17 protein-coding genes and 1 tRNA gene (1 of these 18 cut by a window edge) are annotated in these 15,158 nt (G+C 49.7%); 13 read left to right on the forward strand and 5 right to left on the reverse strand.

Annotated features, from left to right (window positions below):
• The 9 genes from guaB to R70723_RS00435 all read left to right on the forward strand — a co-directional run.
• Positions 1-909, forward strand: partial view of an IMP dehydrogenase gene (guaB, locus tag R70723_RS00395; RefSeq protein ID WP_039878056.1) — the 3' portion only. It extends 549 nt beyond the left edge of the window; only the last 909 of its 1,458 coding nucleotides appear in the window; its start codon lies beyond the left edge, outside the window; it ends in the stop codon at positions 907-909.
• Between the two features lie 119 nt (positions 910-1,028).
• Positions 1,029-2,438: a D-alanyl-D-alanine carboxypeptidase family protein gene (locus tag R70723_RS00400; protein ID WP_039868926.1), complete on the forward strand. Its 1,410-nt coding sequence runs from the start codon at positions 1,029-1,031 to the stop codon at positions 2,436-2,438.
• A gap of 40 nt (positions 2,439-2,478) precedes the next feature.
• A complete protein-coding gene (pdxS, locus tag R70723_RS00405) occupies positions 2,479-3,360 on the forward strand; it encodes a pyridoxal 5'-phosphate synthase lyase subunit PdxS (RefSeq protein ID WP_039868927.1) in 882 nt (293 codons plus the stop codon).
• 19 nt (positions 3,361-3,379) lie between these two features.
• The gene (gene pdxT / locus R70723_RS00410; protein ID WP_039868928.1) at positions 3,380-3,964 is read left to right on the forward strand and encodes a pyridoxal 5'-phosphate synthase glutaminase subunit PdxT; all 585 of its coding nucleotides are present in this window, start codon (positions 3,380-3,382) and stop codon (positions 3,962-3,964) included.
• An 85-nt stretch (positions 3,965-4,049) separates the two neighbouring features.
• Positions 4,050-5,339 (forward strand): serine--tRNA ligase, encoded by a 1,290-nt coding sequence (serS, locus tag R70723_RS00415; RefSeq protein ID WP_039868930.1) that lies wholly within the window; start codon positions 4,050-4,052, stop codon positions 5,337-5,339.
• A 64-nt stretch (positions 5,340-5,403) separates the two neighbouring features.
• Positions 5,404-5,492: transfer RNA gene (locus R70723_RS00420), tRNA-Ser, on the forward strand.
• 129 nt (positions 5,493-5,621) lie between these two features.
• Positions 5,622-5,963 carry a hypothetical protein gene (locus R70723_RS00425; RefSeq protein WP_039868931.1) on the forward strand — a complete coding sequence of 114 codons (342 nt, stop codon included), beginning with the start codon at positions 5,622-5,624 and terminating at the stop codon, positions 5,961-5,963.
• Positions 5,964-5,976: 13 nt separating this feature from the next.
• Positions 5,977-6,126, forward strand: a complete 150-nt coding sequence (locus R70723_RS00430; protein WP_039868932.1) for a small acid-soluble spore protein P — start codon at positions 5,977-5,979, stop codon at positions 6,124-6,126.
• A gap of 104 nt (positions 6,127-6,230) precedes the next feature.
• On the forward strand, positions 6,231-7,322 hold the full coding sequence (locus tag R70723_RS00435; RefSeq protein ID WP_039878057.1) for a hypothetical protein: 1,092 nt from the start codon (positions 6,231-6,233) through the stop codon (positions 7,320-7,322).
• 67 nt (positions 7,323-7,389) lie between these two features.
• Here the strand turns inward: R70723_RS00435 and R70723_RS00440 are convergent, their stop codons facing one another.
• Entirely contained in the window at positions 7,390-7,956 is a 567-nt protein-coding gene (locus R70723_RS00440) for a GNAT family N-acetyltransferase (protein ID WP_039868933.1), read from the reverse strand.
• A 72-nt stretch (positions 7,957-8,028) separates the two neighbouring features.
• The gene (tadA, locus tag R70723_RS00445) at positions 8,029-8,541 is read right to left on the reverse strand and encodes a tRNA adenosine(34) deaminase TadA (RefSeq protein WP_039868936.1); all 513 of its coding nucleotides are present in this window, start codon (positions 8,539-8,541) and stop codon (positions 8,029-8,031) included.
• 324 nt (positions 8,542-8,865) lie between these two features.
• On the opposite strand from tadA, the gene R70723_RS00450 reads away from it, so the two are divergent.
• Positions 8,866-11,145: an ATP-binding protein gene (locus R70723_RS00450; protein WP_039868937.1), complete on the forward strand. Its 2,280-nt coding sequence runs from the start codon at positions 8,866-8,868 to the stop codon at positions 11,143-11,145.
• A 36-nt stretch (positions 11,146-11,181) separates the two neighbouring features.
• Entirely contained in the window at positions 11,182-11,883 is a 702-nt protein-coding gene (locus R70723_RS00455) for a pseudouridine synthase (RefSeq protein ID WP_039868939.1), read from the forward strand.
• Between the two features lie 68 nt (positions 11,884-11,951).
• Here R70723_RS00455 and motB read toward each other — a convergent pair whose 3' ends face one another.
• Both motB and motA read right to left on the reverse strand, forming a co-directional pair.
• Positions 11,952-12,764: a flagellar motor protein MotB gene (gene motB / locus R70723_RS00460; protein WP_039868944.1), complete on the reverse strand. Its 813-nt coding sequence runs from the start codon at positions 12,762-12,764 to the stop codon at positions 11,952-11,954.
• Positions 12,748-13,545 carry a flagellar motor stator protein MotA gene (motA, locus tag R70723_RS00465; protein WP_039868945.1) on the reverse strand — a complete coding sequence of 266 codons (798 nt, stop codon included), beginning with the start codon at positions 13,543-13,545 and terminating at the stop codon, positions 12,748-12,750. The genes motB and motA overlap by 17 nt, the downstream gene beginning before the upstream one ends.
• Before the next feature lie 204 nt (positions 13,546-13,749).
• Here motA and R70723_RS00470 point away from each other — a divergent pair, with 204 nt between their 5' ends.
• Positions 13,750-14,043, forward strand: coding sequence for a hypothetical protein (locus R70723_RS00470; protein WP_039868947.1), 294 nt, complete (start codon positions 13,750-13,752; stop codon positions 14,041-14,043).
• 261 nt (positions 14,044-14,304) lie between these two features.
• The gene (locus R70723_RS00475; protein ID WP_039868949.1) at positions 14,305-14,592 is read left to right on the forward strand and encodes a 4a-hydroxytetrahydrobiopterin dehydratase; all 288 of its coding nucleotides are present in this window, start codon (positions 14,305-14,307) and stop codon (positions 14,590-14,592) included.
• A 93-nt stretch (positions 14,593-14,685) separates the two neighbouring features.
• Here R70723_RS00475 and R70723_RS00480 read toward each other — a convergent pair whose 3' ends face one another.
• Positions 14,686-15,042: a c-type cytochrome gene (locus R70723_RS00480; protein ID WP_039878058.1), complete on the reverse strand. Its 357-nt coding sequence runs from the start codon at positions 15,040-15,042 to the stop codon at positions 14,686-14,688.
• Between the last annotated feature and the right edge of the window lie 116 nt (positions 15,043-15,158).

The raw sequence follows: 15,158 nt of genomic DNA on the forward strand, positions 1-15,158 counted from the left end.
CTGCCGCTGGTCGATGACAATAACATTCTCAAAGGTCTTATTACTATTAAAGACATCGAGAAAGCCATTCAATTCCCTAACGGAGCCAAAGATGCACAGGGCCGTCTCCTTGTCGGTGCAGCTATCGGGATTTCCAAGGATGCAAACGAACGTGCAAAAGCGCTGGTTGAAGCCGGTGTTGACTTGCTGGTTGTTGACTCTGCACACGGCCACCACATTAATATTATTGAAGCAGTACGTAATCTGCGCGCCCAGTATCCGGACCTTACCATTGTAGCCGGTAATGTGGCAACAGGCGAGGCAACACGTGACCTGATCGAAGCAGGCGCATCTATTGTTAAGGTAGGTATTGGACCTGGTTCCATTTGTACCACGCGTGTTATTGCCGGTATCGGTGTACCGCAAATTACTGCTATTTATGATTGTGCAACCGTTGCTCGTGAGTACGGAGTACCTATTATCGCAGACGGCGGGATTAAATATTCAGGCGAGATTACCAAAGCTATTGCTGCTGGAGCATCGGCAGTTATGATGGGCAGCCTGTTCGCAGGCACTGAAGAAAGCCCGGGTGAGTCCGAGCTCTACCAGGGTCGTAAGTTCAAAGTGTACCGCGGTATGGGCAGCATGAGTGCTATGAAGCAGGGCAGTAAGGACCGCTACTTCCAGGATGATGACAAGAAGCTTGTTCCGGAAGGCATTGAAGGACGAGTTGCTTTTAAAGGACCTCTTTCCGATACCGTTCACCAACTGATTGGCGGACTCCGTTCAGGTATGGGCTACTGCGGGACCAAGAATTTGACCGAGCTGCGTGATGATACCAGCTTTATCCGGATTACCGGAGCAGGACTCCGTGAGAGCCATCCGCATGATGTGCAGATTACCAAGGAAGCACCTAACTACTCCTTGTAATCGCGTGAATTCGCCAAAATACGGGCAGGCAGGGCATAATTCGCTCTGCCTGTCTTTTTTTGCAGATACCCCTGTGTTAGAATAGAACAAGCAATGGATATGAGGATTAAAGGAGAGTAGTGATTTTGAAGCACAAGCGTAAATTTAGCAGCAAGCAATTAGTGATTAAGACAGCGACAGTAGGTCTGCTTTTAAATATGTTAGCTTCTCCAGTAAGTTCTGCAGTATTCGCCACCGAAGTACAGACTCCGGCAGCCACCTCACAGGCAGGCACAACCGATGCGGATAAGGCAGCAACGAATACTGCAGCTGTTAAGATTCCTTCGGTGGAATCGTTGGGACTTAACGTAAGCTCGGCTGTATTGATTGAACCGACTACAGGGGAAGTTCTTTTATCGTATAATGCGGATGAGGCGCTGCCGCCGGCCAGTATGACCAAGATGATGACAGAATACCTTGTTACCGAAGCTGTGAACAATGGCCAGATTTCCTGGGATCAGACAATCAGCATTCAGGAGAACGCGGCCCAGCAGGTCGGTTCACGGATCTTTTTGGCACAGGGTGACCAACATACCGTTAGAGAGCTTTACATAGCTATGGCAGTAGGTTCAGCTAATGATGCTACTGTTGCTCTGGCAGAGCTGGTATCCGGCTCGGAGCAGCAGTTTGTGACCCTAATGAACGAGACAGCCCAGAAGATGGGGATGAAGACAGCTTATTTCATTAACTCCACCGGTCTTGACCGGGCGGACATGCCTTCCAAATACCGGCCGGAGTTAGACCGGGAAACAGTGATGTCTGCGATGGATGCGGCTATTCTTGCTAAATATATTGTAACAGAGCATCCTGATTTTTCTGAGTTCACAACGATTCAATCCTATAAATTCCGTGAGCGCGATACCAAGCCGATGATTAACTATAACTGGATGCTTGAAGCGAATAAGGATATCGCCAACTTCAAGGCGTATGCTTATCCGGGCCTGGACGGGCTGAAGACAGGACATACCTCCAAAGCAGGCAACTGCTTTACCGGTACGGCAGTACGTGATGGTATGCGTCTGATCAGTGTAGTCATGGGGGCGGACACGGAGGCACACCGTTTCACAGAGACGAAGAAGGTGCTTGATTTCGGCTTCAATAATTTTGAGATCAAGCAGGTTGTTGCTGCGAAATCCGTTATTGCGGGAAAGGAAACCGTGCCTGTCCAAAAGGGTAAAAACGAAGACGTACCGGTAGTTACAGATGCCGGGGTTACCTTCATTGTGCCAAAAGGAACAACAAACCCTGCAGTAGAAACGGCTGTTGCTGTTAATGATGCCTCCACACTTGTAGCTCCTATTGCCAATGCTACTGCTGTTGGTAAGGTAACCTATACCTATAAGATTGAAGGTATGGAAACCGTGCAGCAAAAAACAGTCAATCTGATTACAGCAGAGGAAGCAGAGAAGGCCGGCTGGTTCAAGCTGCTGATGCGGGCAATTGGCGATTTTTTCGGTGATCTGTTTACAGGGATTAAGGATCTGTTCTAAAATTAGCTAGATACAGTTAGATAATCGGGGGGCTGGGGACATGGAAACAGGAACATCGCGGGTCAAAAGAGGTATGGCAGAAATGCAAAAGGGCGGCGTCATTATGGACGTCATGAATGCTGAGCAGGCGAAAATTGCCGAAGCTGCAGGTGCAGTAGCTGTAATGGCGCTGGAACGGGTTCCTTCGGATATCCGTGCAGCAGGCGGAGTAGCCCGGATGGCTGACCCAACCATTGTAGAAGAAGTGCTCAAGGTTGTTAGCATCCCCGTAATGGCAAAGGCCCGTATCGGCCATTATGTTGAGGCAAAAGTGCTGGAATCACTCGGCGTTGACTACCTGGATGAGAGCGAAGTCCTTACCCCTGCAGATGAAGTATTCCATATCGACAAGCATGATTTTACTGTTCCTTTCGTATGCGGAGCCAAAGATCTCGGAGAGGCCCTGCGCCGCATTAATGAAGGAGCATCCATGATCCGTACCAAAGGCGAGCCGGGAACAGGCAACATCGTCGAAGCTGTGCGGCATATGCGCTTTATTAACAGCCAAATCCGCAAAGTAACCGGCCTGTCTAAGGACGAGCTGTACCATGAAGCCAAAACCCTAGGTGTTCCGTATGAGCTGCTGCTCGAAGTTCATGAGCTTGGTAAGCTCCCGGTGGTTAACTTTGCCGCAGGCGGAGTCGCCACTCCGGCGGATGCCGCGCTGATGATGCACCTTGGTGCAGACGGCGTATTTGTCGGCTCCGGTATTTTTAAATCGGACAACCCCGAGAAATTTGCCCGTGCAATCGTTGAAGCAACCACTCACTTTACTGACTACAAGCTGATTGCTGAGGTATCTAAGAATCTGGGTACTCCAATGAAGGGTATTGATATTGCCACTCTGACTCCTGCTGAGCGCATGTCAGAACGCGGCCGTTAATAGAGAGAAGGTTGTCCGGATGAGAATAGGAGTGCTGGCGCTGCAAGGCGCTGTTACTGAGCATATTATCAGCATAGAGAAGACAGGTGCGCAAGGGCTGCCTGTTAAGCGCGTAGAGCAGCTTGAGGAAATACAGGGACTGATTATCCCCGGCGGAGAGAGCACAACAATCGGCAAGCTGATGCGCAAATATGGCTTTATAGAAGCCATTCGCAGCTTTTCTGACCGGGGGAAGCCTATCTTTGGTACATGTGCCGGGATGATTGTAATGGCAAAGAGAATTGCCGGAGACGAAGCCGCGCATCTGGAGCTGATGGATATTACCGTTGCCCGGAATGCCTTTGGCCGCCAGCGGGAAAGCTTTGAATGTGACCTGAATGTAAAGGGGATCAGTGAGCCGGTCCGCGCCGTCTTTATCCGTGCCCCGCTGATAAGTGAGGCAGGTCCGGGTGTCGATGTGCTAACAGTCTATAACAACGAGATTGTCACAGCACGCCAGGACCATCTGCTCGTATCCTCCTACCATCCGGAATTAACAGATGATTACCGGCTGCATCAATACTTTGCCGATATGGTAGAGGCAAGTGCTGCAGCCAAACAATAGAACTGCATATAAGAACAATCTGACTCTTTCAATGCTGTAAACAGCAATCTGAAAGGGTTTAGGCTGTTTTCAGGAGGGAAACTTTGTGCTAGATGTAAAAGTATTGCGCAATGACTACGCTAAAGTAGAAGAAGCGCTTAACAACCGTGGTAAATCGCTTGACCTTATCGCCGGATTCCCGCAGCTTGACCTGCGCCGGCGGGAGCTGCTGCAGGAAACGGAGGGTCTCAAGAACCGCCGCAATGTCGTTTCAGGCGATGTGGCCAAGAAGAAAAAGAACGGTGAGCCGGCTGACGATCTGATCGCAGAAATGCGTACTGTATCAGACCGGATTAAAGAGCTGGATGATGAAGTCCGTGAGCTTGAAGTACAGATTGATGAGCTGACGATGAGTATCCCTAATATTCCTCATGCATCAGTGCCGGTAGGCAAATCGGAAGAGGAAAATGTGGAGGTCCGGCGCTGGGCCCAGCCGCGTGAGTTCGGATTCACACCGAAGTCGCACTGGGAGCTTGCACAGCAGCTGGACATCCTGGACTTCGAAGCTGCTGCCAAGGTAACGGGCTCCAGATTCGTGTTTTATAAAGGGCTTGGAGCACGTCTTGAACGTGCATTGATTAATTTTATGATGGATCTGCACAGCGGTGAGCACAATTATGAGGAAATGCTGCCGCCGCAAATTGTCAATAAAGACAGCCTGTATGGCACAGGCCAGCTTCCTAAGTTTGAGGAAGACCTGTTTAAGCTGCGTGACACAGAGTATTACCTGATTCCTACAGCTGAAGTTCCGGTGACCAACTATTACCGCGAGGAGATTCTGACAGCTGCAGATCTGCCGAAGTATTTTGTCGCCTACAGCTCCTGCTTCCGTTCAGAGGCAGGCTCGGCAGGCCGCGACACCCGTGGTCTGATCCGCCAGCATCAGTTTAATAAGGTGGAGCTTGTAAAGCTTACTACACCTGAGAGCTCCTATGAGGAGCTTGAGAAGATGACGGCAGACGCTGAGCGCGTGCTGCAGCTGCTGGAGCTTCCGTACCGCGTCCTGGGGCTCTGCACGGGCGATATGGGCTTCACCTCGGCCAAGACCTATGACCTTGAGGTATGGCTGCCTGAGAGCGGCATGTACCGTGAAATCTCCTCATGCTCAAATACAGAGGATTTCCAGGCCCGCCGGGCCAATATCCGCTTCCGCAAAGAGCCTAAAGCGAAGCCTGAATTCGTTCATACGCTGAATGGATCAGCACTAGCTGTAGGGCGGACTGTAGCGGCTATCCTGGAGAATTATCAGCAGGAAGACGGCAGCGTGCTGATTCCGGAAGTGCTTCAGCCGTACATGCGGAATGTAAAAGTTATCAGTCCAAAAGTTTCTCAATAATACTTGCGTAATAATCGGAAATTGTGGTACAATTACTAATGCGTGTGAAATTCATATGCATTATGGAGAGGTACCGAAGCGGTCATAACGGGGCGGTCTTGAAAACCGTTAGGGTGCAAGCCCACATGGGTTCGAATCCCATCCTCTCCGCCATTTCCTTAAAGCTAATGATATGCAGATAGAAGCCGTTCTCTCAGGAGGACGGCTTTTTTGTATGATACAGACAGGAATAAAAACCGCCTCTTCTCCGCAATGTAATGGAGAAGGAGGAGGATAATAACAATGAACCGAGACATGCAGTTAGATCAGAACACGCTTGTTTCAGCCTGGCAGGAGCGTCTGCCTGAGCTAATGAAGGATGGGGATAGCTTCAGCTTGCAGGGGGATGCAGCGGATCCGAGCAGTCTGCTCATTCATTTCAATGCTGCCGGCCATCAGGCGTACTCCCTGGATTTCCGCTGTACCTATGTGGACAGCCGGGAGGTTGCTGTTAATCTGATTGATGTGGAGCAGAGCGGGCGTCCTGCGGATGAGCGTAACGATGCCGTACAGCAGCTGGCACAGCAGTATACCAGACGGATTCACGAATGTGCCCAGGCCCTGCAGAATTTGACCAATCCATAGGAGGAGTTGTAAAATGAGCAAGCCCAAAAGTATGCCTGTACCGGGAGCAGAGAATAATCAGCAGTCCGGAAAGCAGCACCATTCATCCGGTCCCAAGCCGTTATCCGGCTCCAAAAAGGTGAAACAGGCCAATCATGTGGACCATAATAACCCGCAGGGGTAGCATGAAACCGGGGCAATATGTGAAACGTAATGTTTCTCGTATTTGCTAATTGGTTTATCATTAGCATGGGGAAGTAATATTTTTACATGGGAGAGGAGAACAATATGATTAAAAAGTGGGGACTATCAGCTGCAGCATTGCTGCTTACGGCTGCAGTAATTCTACCTGGATGTGCAAGTAAAGAATCACCTAAAGAGGCGATATCGTCATCGGCCACCAAGGCTTTAACGATGAATTCTTACGAAATGAAAAGCATACTTACCGTAAATAATCTGGCCATCGATGCACCTGCGGGGGCGAATGATGAGACTACGGGCATGGTGCTCAATATGCTGCAGAACGCTGATATTTCAATTAATGCAGTTCATCAGTCCGAGCCGATGCAGACCGAGTTAACAATGGTGCTGAATCTGAAGGGGGACATGGCAATGTCCTTCAACATTCCGATGGTACTGACCAGTGACAAGATGTATGTCAAAATTCCGTCCATTCCGTTTTTGCCGCTTCCGGAGACTGTCGTAGGCAAGTTCCTGGAGCTTGATCCGCAGGAGCTGGCTGCACAGCAGGGAGTTGCTGTAACACCGGGAACAACCGTAGATACCAAAAAAGTTCAGGATCTCTCTAATGAGGTGCTGAGCACGCTGCTTGGCGAGTATGATGAGGAGACCTATTTCAAGAACGTTAAGCCTGAAGAAGCAGGCATACCTGAAGAGGTAGATGCAAAGCAGGTAGTTCAGTTCCAGGTGACCAACAGCAATGTTAAGGAAGCCTTAACCATCCTGGTAAACAATGCGATTCCTAAAGTTATTGATGTTCTGAATAAAGAGGAATACAAAGAGCTGCTGAATATTGACGAGACTAAGCTGGCAGAATTCAAGCAGGAGCTGCAGTCGGGTGAGGCCCGGGCAGAGTTTGATAAGAGCGTGGCTGACCTGGATACCTATCTGACCGTCAACAACTTCCAGCTGAATACTGCTCTTAACGGAGATGACTTCCCTGAATATCAGAACCTGCTCATGGATGTTGTGGTTAAGAATCCCGAGCAAGGACAGAACATTAACCTGTCTCTGACCGGAAGCAATCAATACAGCAAGATCAATGAGAAGCAGACCTTTGTAATTGGTATTCCGCAGGGCGAGAATGTCATTACTATGGAAGAGCTGCAGCAGCAGTTTGGCGGTATGGGCACTTATTAATTTCATCTAAAAAAACCTGCAGGCGTGCGATAAGCGCATCTGCAGGTTTTTTATTGTGTCATTCAGGCTAAGGCCGGGCTGTCAGAAAATCATCAGCCAAAATGGCATAAGTCCGGTGGTCCTGCCAGTCGCCGTTAATCTTGAGGTACCGGCGGGCCACGCCTTCAGCCTGAAAGCCGCTTTTCTCCAATACCCGGCGTGAGGCATCATTATGAAGAAGAATAGAGGCCTGGACTCTGTGCAGGGCAAGGCCACGGAACGCATATTCCAGAATGAGCCTCACTGCAGCAGTCATGTGACCCTTACTTTGGATGGCATAGTCTATAAAATAACCCAGATCCGCATATTGCGCTACACCCCGCACCAGATTGGAAAGGGTAACTTGGCCAATCAGCTGTCCATCGGTCAGGAAAATGCCGAACATGTAAGCCCTGTCCTGCTCCGCATCACTGATACGCTGGCTTAGCAGCAGCTCCTGGCTTTCGAGTGTAAAATAGTCCGCTTCACGCAGCGGTTCGTACGGCTGGTGGTGGGCTCGGTTGCGCAGCCTCAGCTGGAGCAGCTTATCTGCATCCTGCAGCTGCAGAAGAGACAGATAAATGCCCTGCGCGTGATTGTATAGCTTTATTTCCATGGCGGTACCCTCCCTTCTTAATTTAAAAAGTTTGTCATGAAGCATTCCGCCCAGCTTGAATGGTGCGGGAGGTTAATCCATTCCGAGCTTGGGCGGCTTCTTGCGGAGCCGGCGGAAGAAGGAGGTAAGCAGCTCTGCGCACTCCTCCTGAAGTACACCCTGAATGATCTCAGTCCGGTGATTAAATCTCGGCTCCTCGAGCAGGTTCATAAGGGTTCCGGCACAGCCTGCCTTCGGATCTGTGGTGCCGTATACCGTAAGCGGCAGCCGTGATTGAACCATTGCCCCTGCACACATGGGACAGGGCTCAAGCGTAACGTAGAGCTGGCAGTCCAGCAGCCTCCAGGAGTTAAGCGCAATGCTTGCCTGGCGGATAGCGACCATTTCGGCATGGGCGGTTGAGTCCAGTGTTGTTTCTCGCAGGTTGTAGCCTCGCCCGATAATCTCCCCGTGGCGTACAATAACCGCGCCGATAGGCACCTCGCCCAGGCTCTCTGCTTTGCGCGCTTCCGCAACCGCCTCTTTCATCCAGAATTCATGAAGGCTTAATTCATCCTCCGGTAATTCACTGCTGTGAATATTCAAGCTGATCTTCCCTTCCCTGTAGCAATCCTTGTACAACGAACAAATATTCGTTCTGAACAAATTGTGTATAACTCTGTGGATAACCGCCTACTTATACACAATTTTGTGCACACCAACACTTAATAAACTGTTTATATGTGAATAGCCTGTGGATGATGTTCATTATTTCCTTCATTATTGTAGAGAAACTGTATTCAAAATTCAATGTTTGTGCAGGAATAAGAGACATCTATATGCTCTTTTCAAATAGATTGGCAAAAGGTATGATATTCATGAACCATCTCCTTGATTTTTTTACCAGCTGATAAGAGGTGAATATACAGCTTGTCCATTAAAACTAAATTATCGGCGATCATTTTTGGTTCGGTGCTGTTGATACTGGGGCTTAATCTGATGCTGAATATATATACAGCCCGGAATAATTTGCTTGCTGAAAGCAAAAATAATATGAAGACGACGGCCATGCAAATCGCCGTTTCTGTCGAGCAGAGCAATTACAGCTCGAATTATGTCCAGCACCAGATGGCTCAGAACCTGCGCCTGGCGGCCATACTGGCTGCAGAGGAGCTTGACCCGGATATCAGCAATGTGAGCAATTCACAGCTGAAGCAGCTGGCGGACAAGCTGGATGTATCTAACATTTCGCTTCTTGTCCAAACCGAAGATGATATTATAGTAGCCAAATCCTCTGATCCTGCCGAGCTGGGGCTGTCTACCAAGGGCATGGGTTTTTGGTATGTCGCTTTTCTTGAGCTGTTTGCCGGACAGAAGGTATCCGTTCAGCAGGGGCAGGCGCTTGAGAACTTCTGGTCAGGGCCGTTTGAATACTCAACCTCCAATCCGGATTTTATTGAGAAGTGGGGGTACTACCGGGACCCTTCAAGAAACTATATAATAGATCCTTATATCCGCAGTACCGCAGTCAGTGATTACGTGAGAATCATGGAGCCTGAGGAGATTGTCCGGCGCTCCAAGGAGGTCAATCCCGGGCTTCTGGAGATAACGGGGATGAATCCCAAGACCTTTGGCTCTGAGACCATGCAGCCGGATGGCACGGACAGCGTGAATCATAAGCTCCGCAACCGTCCTATCCGGTTTGGTTCCTATATTTTCGGTAATATTGATGAGGATAAGACAGCAATGATGACGGCTATAAGGAAGGAAGCTCCGGTTACAATCGATACAACGGCCTTGGGAAAAAGAGTGCTTAAAAGCTTTATTCCCATTATTCTGCCGGGGAACGATGATTATGTCATCAGCGTAGTTATGGACTACTCTGTAATCTCCTCCGTTATTAATGAGGAACTGGTCAGTAATATTACCACATCGGTGCTGCTGCTGGTCATTTTCTTCATATGCAGCTATGTCCTGTCCGGTATTGTTACGAGGCCGATTAAGGATATTCTGCGGAAGGTCAACGATGTGGCCAAAGGCAACTTTGAGTCCCCGCTTAACGTTACCAGCGGGGATGAGCTGGGCCAGCTGGCCAGCCGGATTAATGCTATGACCGCTCACCTGTATAAGCATACCAATGAGCTTGGACGGGCGCTTGAGGAGAACCGGGCTGTGAAGGAGCACCTGGAGTCAGTAATCAACGGAACCTCCGATGCTATCCATACGGTAGACATGGAAGGTAGGATTACCAGTACGAACATGGCTTTTGAGATGCTCTACGGCTGGAATGCTGCTGATGCGAGGATCAAGCCGCCGTATCTTGTGCCGGCAACCGTACAGAAGCAGGAGGATATGCGGCTGCAGGAGCTAAGAGAAGGTGCTGTACTGCCGCCAGTGGAGACCATGCGGCTAAAACGCGACGGATCTGTAGTTGAGGTCAGTGTGAGCACCTCAATAATCCGGGATGAGGAGGGAAGGCCTCAGGCCTTTGTTCATGTCTCGCGTGATATGACCGAACGCAACCGGATTGAGGAGCTGCTCAGACGTTCTGAGAAATTGACGACAGTCGGCCAGCTTGCTGCAGGTGTTGCCCATGAGATCCGTAATCCGCTGACAACACTGCGCGGATTCCTGCAGCTTCAGAAGGAGAAGGGCGTTCTTGTACCCCTGCACATTGAGCTGATGCTGTCTGAGCTTGACCGGATTAACTTGATTGTGAGCGAGTTTCTGATTCTGGCCAAGCCGCAGGCGGTTCATTTTCAGGAGAAGGATGTACGGTATATTCTGAATGATGTGATTTCCCTGCTGGACAGCCAGGCGCATCTGTTCGGGATTGAATTTGAATCCCGGCTTGCAGGACAGCCTGCAATCGTGCATTGCGAGGAGAATCAGCTGAAGCAGGTCTTCATCAATATCGTCAAAAATGCAATCGAGGCGATGCCCGGAGGCGGCACTATAACCGTTTCGCAGCGGATCGAAGGAAATTCTGTTATCATTGTAATCTCAGACGAGGGTGAAGGAATTCCGGAAGAGATGCTGCCTAAGCTGGGAGAGCCCTTCTTTACGAATAAGGAGACGGGGACGGGGCTCGGACTGATGGTCAGCCAACGGATCATCCATGCCCACAAAGGCACCATGGAAATCAGCAGCGAATACGGGTGCGGGGCTGAGATCACTATTATATTGCCTGTACTACGCAGTCAGGCCTGATACAAGGATTGAAAAAGGAACGGAGTGAGGACAGAAATGAGAATTAATAAGTTCATCAGTGAGACAGGCTACTGTTCACGCCGTGAAGCAGACAAGCTGGTAGAGAGCGGAAGAGTTACAATCAACGGAGAAACGGCTGTATTAGGCAGCCAGGCTGTTCAGGGAGATCAGGTGCTGATTGATGGCAAGGCGCTTGAAACGGGCAGCCAGGTGGTTTATATCGCTTTAAATAAGCCGGTAGGGATTACCTCAACTACAGAAGGCCACATTCAGGGCAACATTGTTGATTTTATCGGCCATCAGGAGCGGATATTTCCGATCGGAAGGCTCGACAAGGACTCCGAGGGTTTAATTCTGCTTACCAATGACGGGGATATCGTTAATAGAATACTTCGGGCTGAAGGCAAGCATGAGAAGGAGTATATAGTGACTGTAGACAGGCCGGTTACACCGTCCTTCCTCAACGGCATGTCCAGCGGAGTGAAGATTCTAAGCGGCAAAACACTGCCCTGTGAAGTAACACGGATATCGGAGCGTGAATTCCGCATTGTCCTGACTGAAGGCAAGAACCGGCAGATCCGCAGAATGTGCAGCGCCTTTGGCTATGAGGTAAGGAGCCTGCGGCGGATCCGGATTATGAATATTCACCTCGGAGCCCTGAAGACCGGGCAGTGGCGTGATTTGAGCGTGCAGGAGAAGCAGGAGCTGGGGGCAATGCTCAGCTATGAGCTGCAGTAGCAGCAAATAAAGAAAGAGCTGTTTTCACGGGCAATCCCGGAAAACAGCTCTTTTTGAAGCTTTGATTATTATGTCGGCGGAGTAACGCTCGTTGTTTCGGATGAGTCCGTGTACTTCCGCAGGATAGAAACTTCTACACGGCGGTTCTTGGCCCGTCCCGCAGCAGTTCCATTGTCGGCAATCGGATGGTATTCACCATAACCGATCGGACTGAACTTAACCGGATCGAGGCTCGGATTAAGCAGCAGAATCTTCATGAAATGCAGCGCACGGTCTACGCTGAGATCCCAGTTGGATGAATAGCTGCTGTTGGAAATCGGGATGTTGTCGGTATGACCCTGAACAAGCACGTTGTAATCCGGGAACTGCTGCAGCATGCTTGATATGGATTTGGCCAGCTGGCGGGATTCATCCTTAACCACTGCCTGTCCTGAGGCAAAGAGGGCGTTATCACTGATGGTAATCATCAGCTGCGACTGGTTCAGCTTGGTGCTCAGCAGGTCGGTAAGCCCGTTTTTCTCAATATACTGGTCAAACTGCTTCTTGAGCTTCTCAAGATCCTCCTGCTCCTGCTTGCGCAGCTTGGCAATTTCGGACTCTCCTGTATTCGGGGCAACAACGCTGTCCATCTTATCATTTTTGCCCTGATCCAGCTGGGACTCGGTAGGAGTAGCTGAACGCTGGTCCAGTATACCCGTTCCGCCGTTTAAGGCTGAGCTGAAGGCCTGGCTCATTTGCTCAAACTTCTTGGCATCGGTGGCACTCATCGCATACATAACGAGGAACAGGGCAACCAGCAGGGTCATCAGGTCGGAATAAGGCAGCAGCCAGGATTCGTCGGCATGCTCCTCGTGCTCCTCATGCCTAGTCTTTTTGCTCACTCGAACCGCCCTCCTTATTTAGCTTGGCGCGTTCCGTTGGTGTAAGGAAGACAGATAACTTCTGGTTAATGGCAATGGTCGAAACCCCGGACTGGATAGAGAGCAGCCCTTCAACCATCATCAGCCTGAGCTGAATTTCTTTTTTGGAGATACGCTTAAGCTTATTGGCCATCGGATGCCACATCACATAACCGGTGAAAATACCAAGCAGCGTTGCAATAAACGCACCCGCAATCGCGTGGGCAAGCACATCCATATCACTCATATCCGCCAGGGCAGCGATCAGGCCGACAACGGCACCAAGGACCCCGAGTGTAGGAGCATACATACCTGCCTGGGAAAAGATCAGAGCACCAGCTTTATGTCTGTCCTCTGTTGCATGAATATCCTCCATCAGAACATCACGCACGAACTCCTGGTCGTTTCCGTCGATAATCATCCGCATGCCGTTTCTCAAAAAGTCGTCCTCAATCTCATCTACCTTTGATTCCAGTGCCAGCAGTCCTTCACGGCGGGTAATCGATGCCCATTCCATAAAGGTGGTGATCAGATCGGATTTGTTAACCATTTTTTGCTGAACGAAAAGCAGCTTGAACAGCTTAGGAATCGTCTTGAGCTCAGCCATCGGGAAGGCCACAAAGACGGAGGCTACAGTACCAAGGAGAATGATTACATAGGCCGCCGGGTTATTTAAGCTTGTAAGCGGGGCATGCTTCAGGATCATACCGCCAATAAAAGCAACCAGACCAAAAATTAAACCAAGGATTGTTGAAAGTTCCATTATGCACCTCGTCCATGAGAATTAAAAAGTGATCCGTCACAGCCGCATGTATCATCCTTGAACAGCAGCAGGACACCCTGTGTGAAATCAAATCACGTATATTCTTATTTATCGACAGCATTCCCTTTTTTGTGAAGTCATTTTTTCGGCTATAATAGATAGGGTAAGTTATTATTCATCTGTGGAGAAAACGGAGTGATAGACGTGGGTGTTAAGCACGGCAGAGATTACAGTGAGATTCTGAATGAGCTGACGGAGGCCGTCAGCCGGATTTCAGACAGTTATGTATTTTTTGAAATGGAGCCGGACGAGTGGCAGGAGCTGCCGCAGGAATCAAAGCTGGAGGTATGGGAAGCGCTCGCAGAGGATCTGTTCTACGGGCTTGGCAATGAGCCTGTAATTCATGTGGGCAGCGGAGTTGTCATCTATGATAAAGAGACACACCGGATCAACATTCTGCTTGGTGAGCAGGATCTGGCTTCGGTGGTTCTGGTCTAGAGCAGCCGCATTCACAGAGGGGGCGGTTTGCCCGCCTCCTTGCACCCGTGGTAAAATTGATGCGACGAGTGCTATTTGCCGGGATTTCAGAATACATTAAACCGAAAAAAAGCCTTTATCCTGGCGCATCCCTTGGACTTTCAGAAGCTGAGGGATGTTTTGTTTAAAATATCAGATAGTATAAAGGCTTAAGGAACAGGCAACAGGTAAAGAACAGAAGCATACGGACTTTACTGCTAATTAAGTAAGGGAGGAAGCAAATTGCAATTATCAGTGGAAGAGCTGCATGAGCAGATAGGTAAGCTGGAGGGCTGGAAGCTGGAGCAGGAGACTCTGGTGCGCAAGTATATGTTTAACGAATATATGAAGGGTATTGCCTTTGTGGATGAGGTGGCGGCCATATCGGAAGCCTTTGACCATCATCCGCACATCACCATTGACTACAAAACCGTCACCCTGCGCTTATCGGCAAAAGAAGAGAGCGGCCTTGCGGCGCTTGATATCCGCCAGGCTAATGAATTTAATGAAGCCTTCGACAAAGCACGTTAGGGCAAGGTCTAATATAAGCGCTGCACAAAAAAATGCCCGTACCAAGGACCGGCTGGAGTCCTTGTACGGGCATTTGTATGAATCAGCTACGGGTTACTTTTTCTCGGCAAGCCACAGGGCGATATTGGCGATTTCCTCAGGGGCCAGCTTCTCCTTAAAGGACGGCATTTGTCCGCGCCCCTTGGAGACGATACTGTAAATGCCCTCGGCATCCCGTTCACTGCCCTCATGCTGCAGGCTTGGGCCTGCACCGCCCTGGAGCTGATCACCATGACAGGAAATGCAATTGGCTTTGACAGCGGCCTCCGCACCTGCGGTATCCAGGGTTACCTGAGGCATTACAGGCTTATTCTCTTCCGCGACCTCTTCTTTGCCGGGCAATGTGAACAAGAGCACTACTGCAAAGGCGCAGGCGGCAAAAAATAAACCGCTCATCATCCATTTCTGCATCTTCATCCGTCCCCTCCATGTAAGCTGCTTCTTCATTATACCGAATGGTAAAGCGTTATCATAGAGGATGTGTCAAATAATTGAACAATTTTGGCTGCGGCTATTTGGCATATTCC

The organism is Paenibacillus sp. FSL R7-0273 (assembly GCF_000758625.1).
Lineage (GTDB): Bacteria > Bacillota > Bacilli > Paenibacillales > Paenibacillaceae > Paenibacillus_AQ.

Excerpts from the sequence above, each read along its gene's own strand:
- pdxS (WP_039868927.1), top strand. The coding sequence starts at position 2,479 with ATGGAAACAGGAACATCGCGGGTCAAAAGAGGTATGGCAGAAATGCAA.
- pdxT (WP_039868928.1), top strand. The coding sequence starts at position 3,380 with ATGAGAATAGGAGTGCTGGCGCTGCAAGGCGCTGTTACTGAGCATATT.
- R70723_RS00425 (WP_039868931.1), top strand. The coding sequence starts at position 5,622 with ATGAACCGAGACATGCAGTTAGATCAGAACACGCTTGTTTCAGCCTGG.
- R70723_RS00430 (WP_039868932.1), top strand. The coding sequence starts at position 5,977 with ATGAGCAAGCCCAAAAGTATGCCTGTACCGGGAGCAGAGAATAATCAG.
- R70723_RS00435 (WP_039878057.1), top strand. The coding sequence starts at position 6,231 with ATGATTAAAAAGTGGGGACTATCAGCTGCAGCATTGCTGCTTACGGCT.
- R70723_RS00440 (WP_039868933.1), bottom strand. The coding sequence starts at position 7,956 with ATGGAAATAAAGCTATACAATCACGCGCAGGGCATTTATCTGTCTCTT.
- R70723_RS00455 (WP_039868939.1), top strand. The coding sequence starts at position 11,182 with ATGAGAATTAATAAGTTCATCAGTGAGACAGGCTACTGTTCACGCCGT.
- motA (WP_039868945.1), bottom strand. The coding sequence starts at position 13,545 with ATGGAACTTTCAACAATCCTTGGTTTAATTTTTGGTCTGGTTGCTTTT.
- R70723_RS00480 (WP_039878058.1), bottom strand. The coding sequence starts at position 15,042 with ATGCAGAAATGGATGATGAGCGGTTTATTTTTTGCCGCCTGCGCCTTT.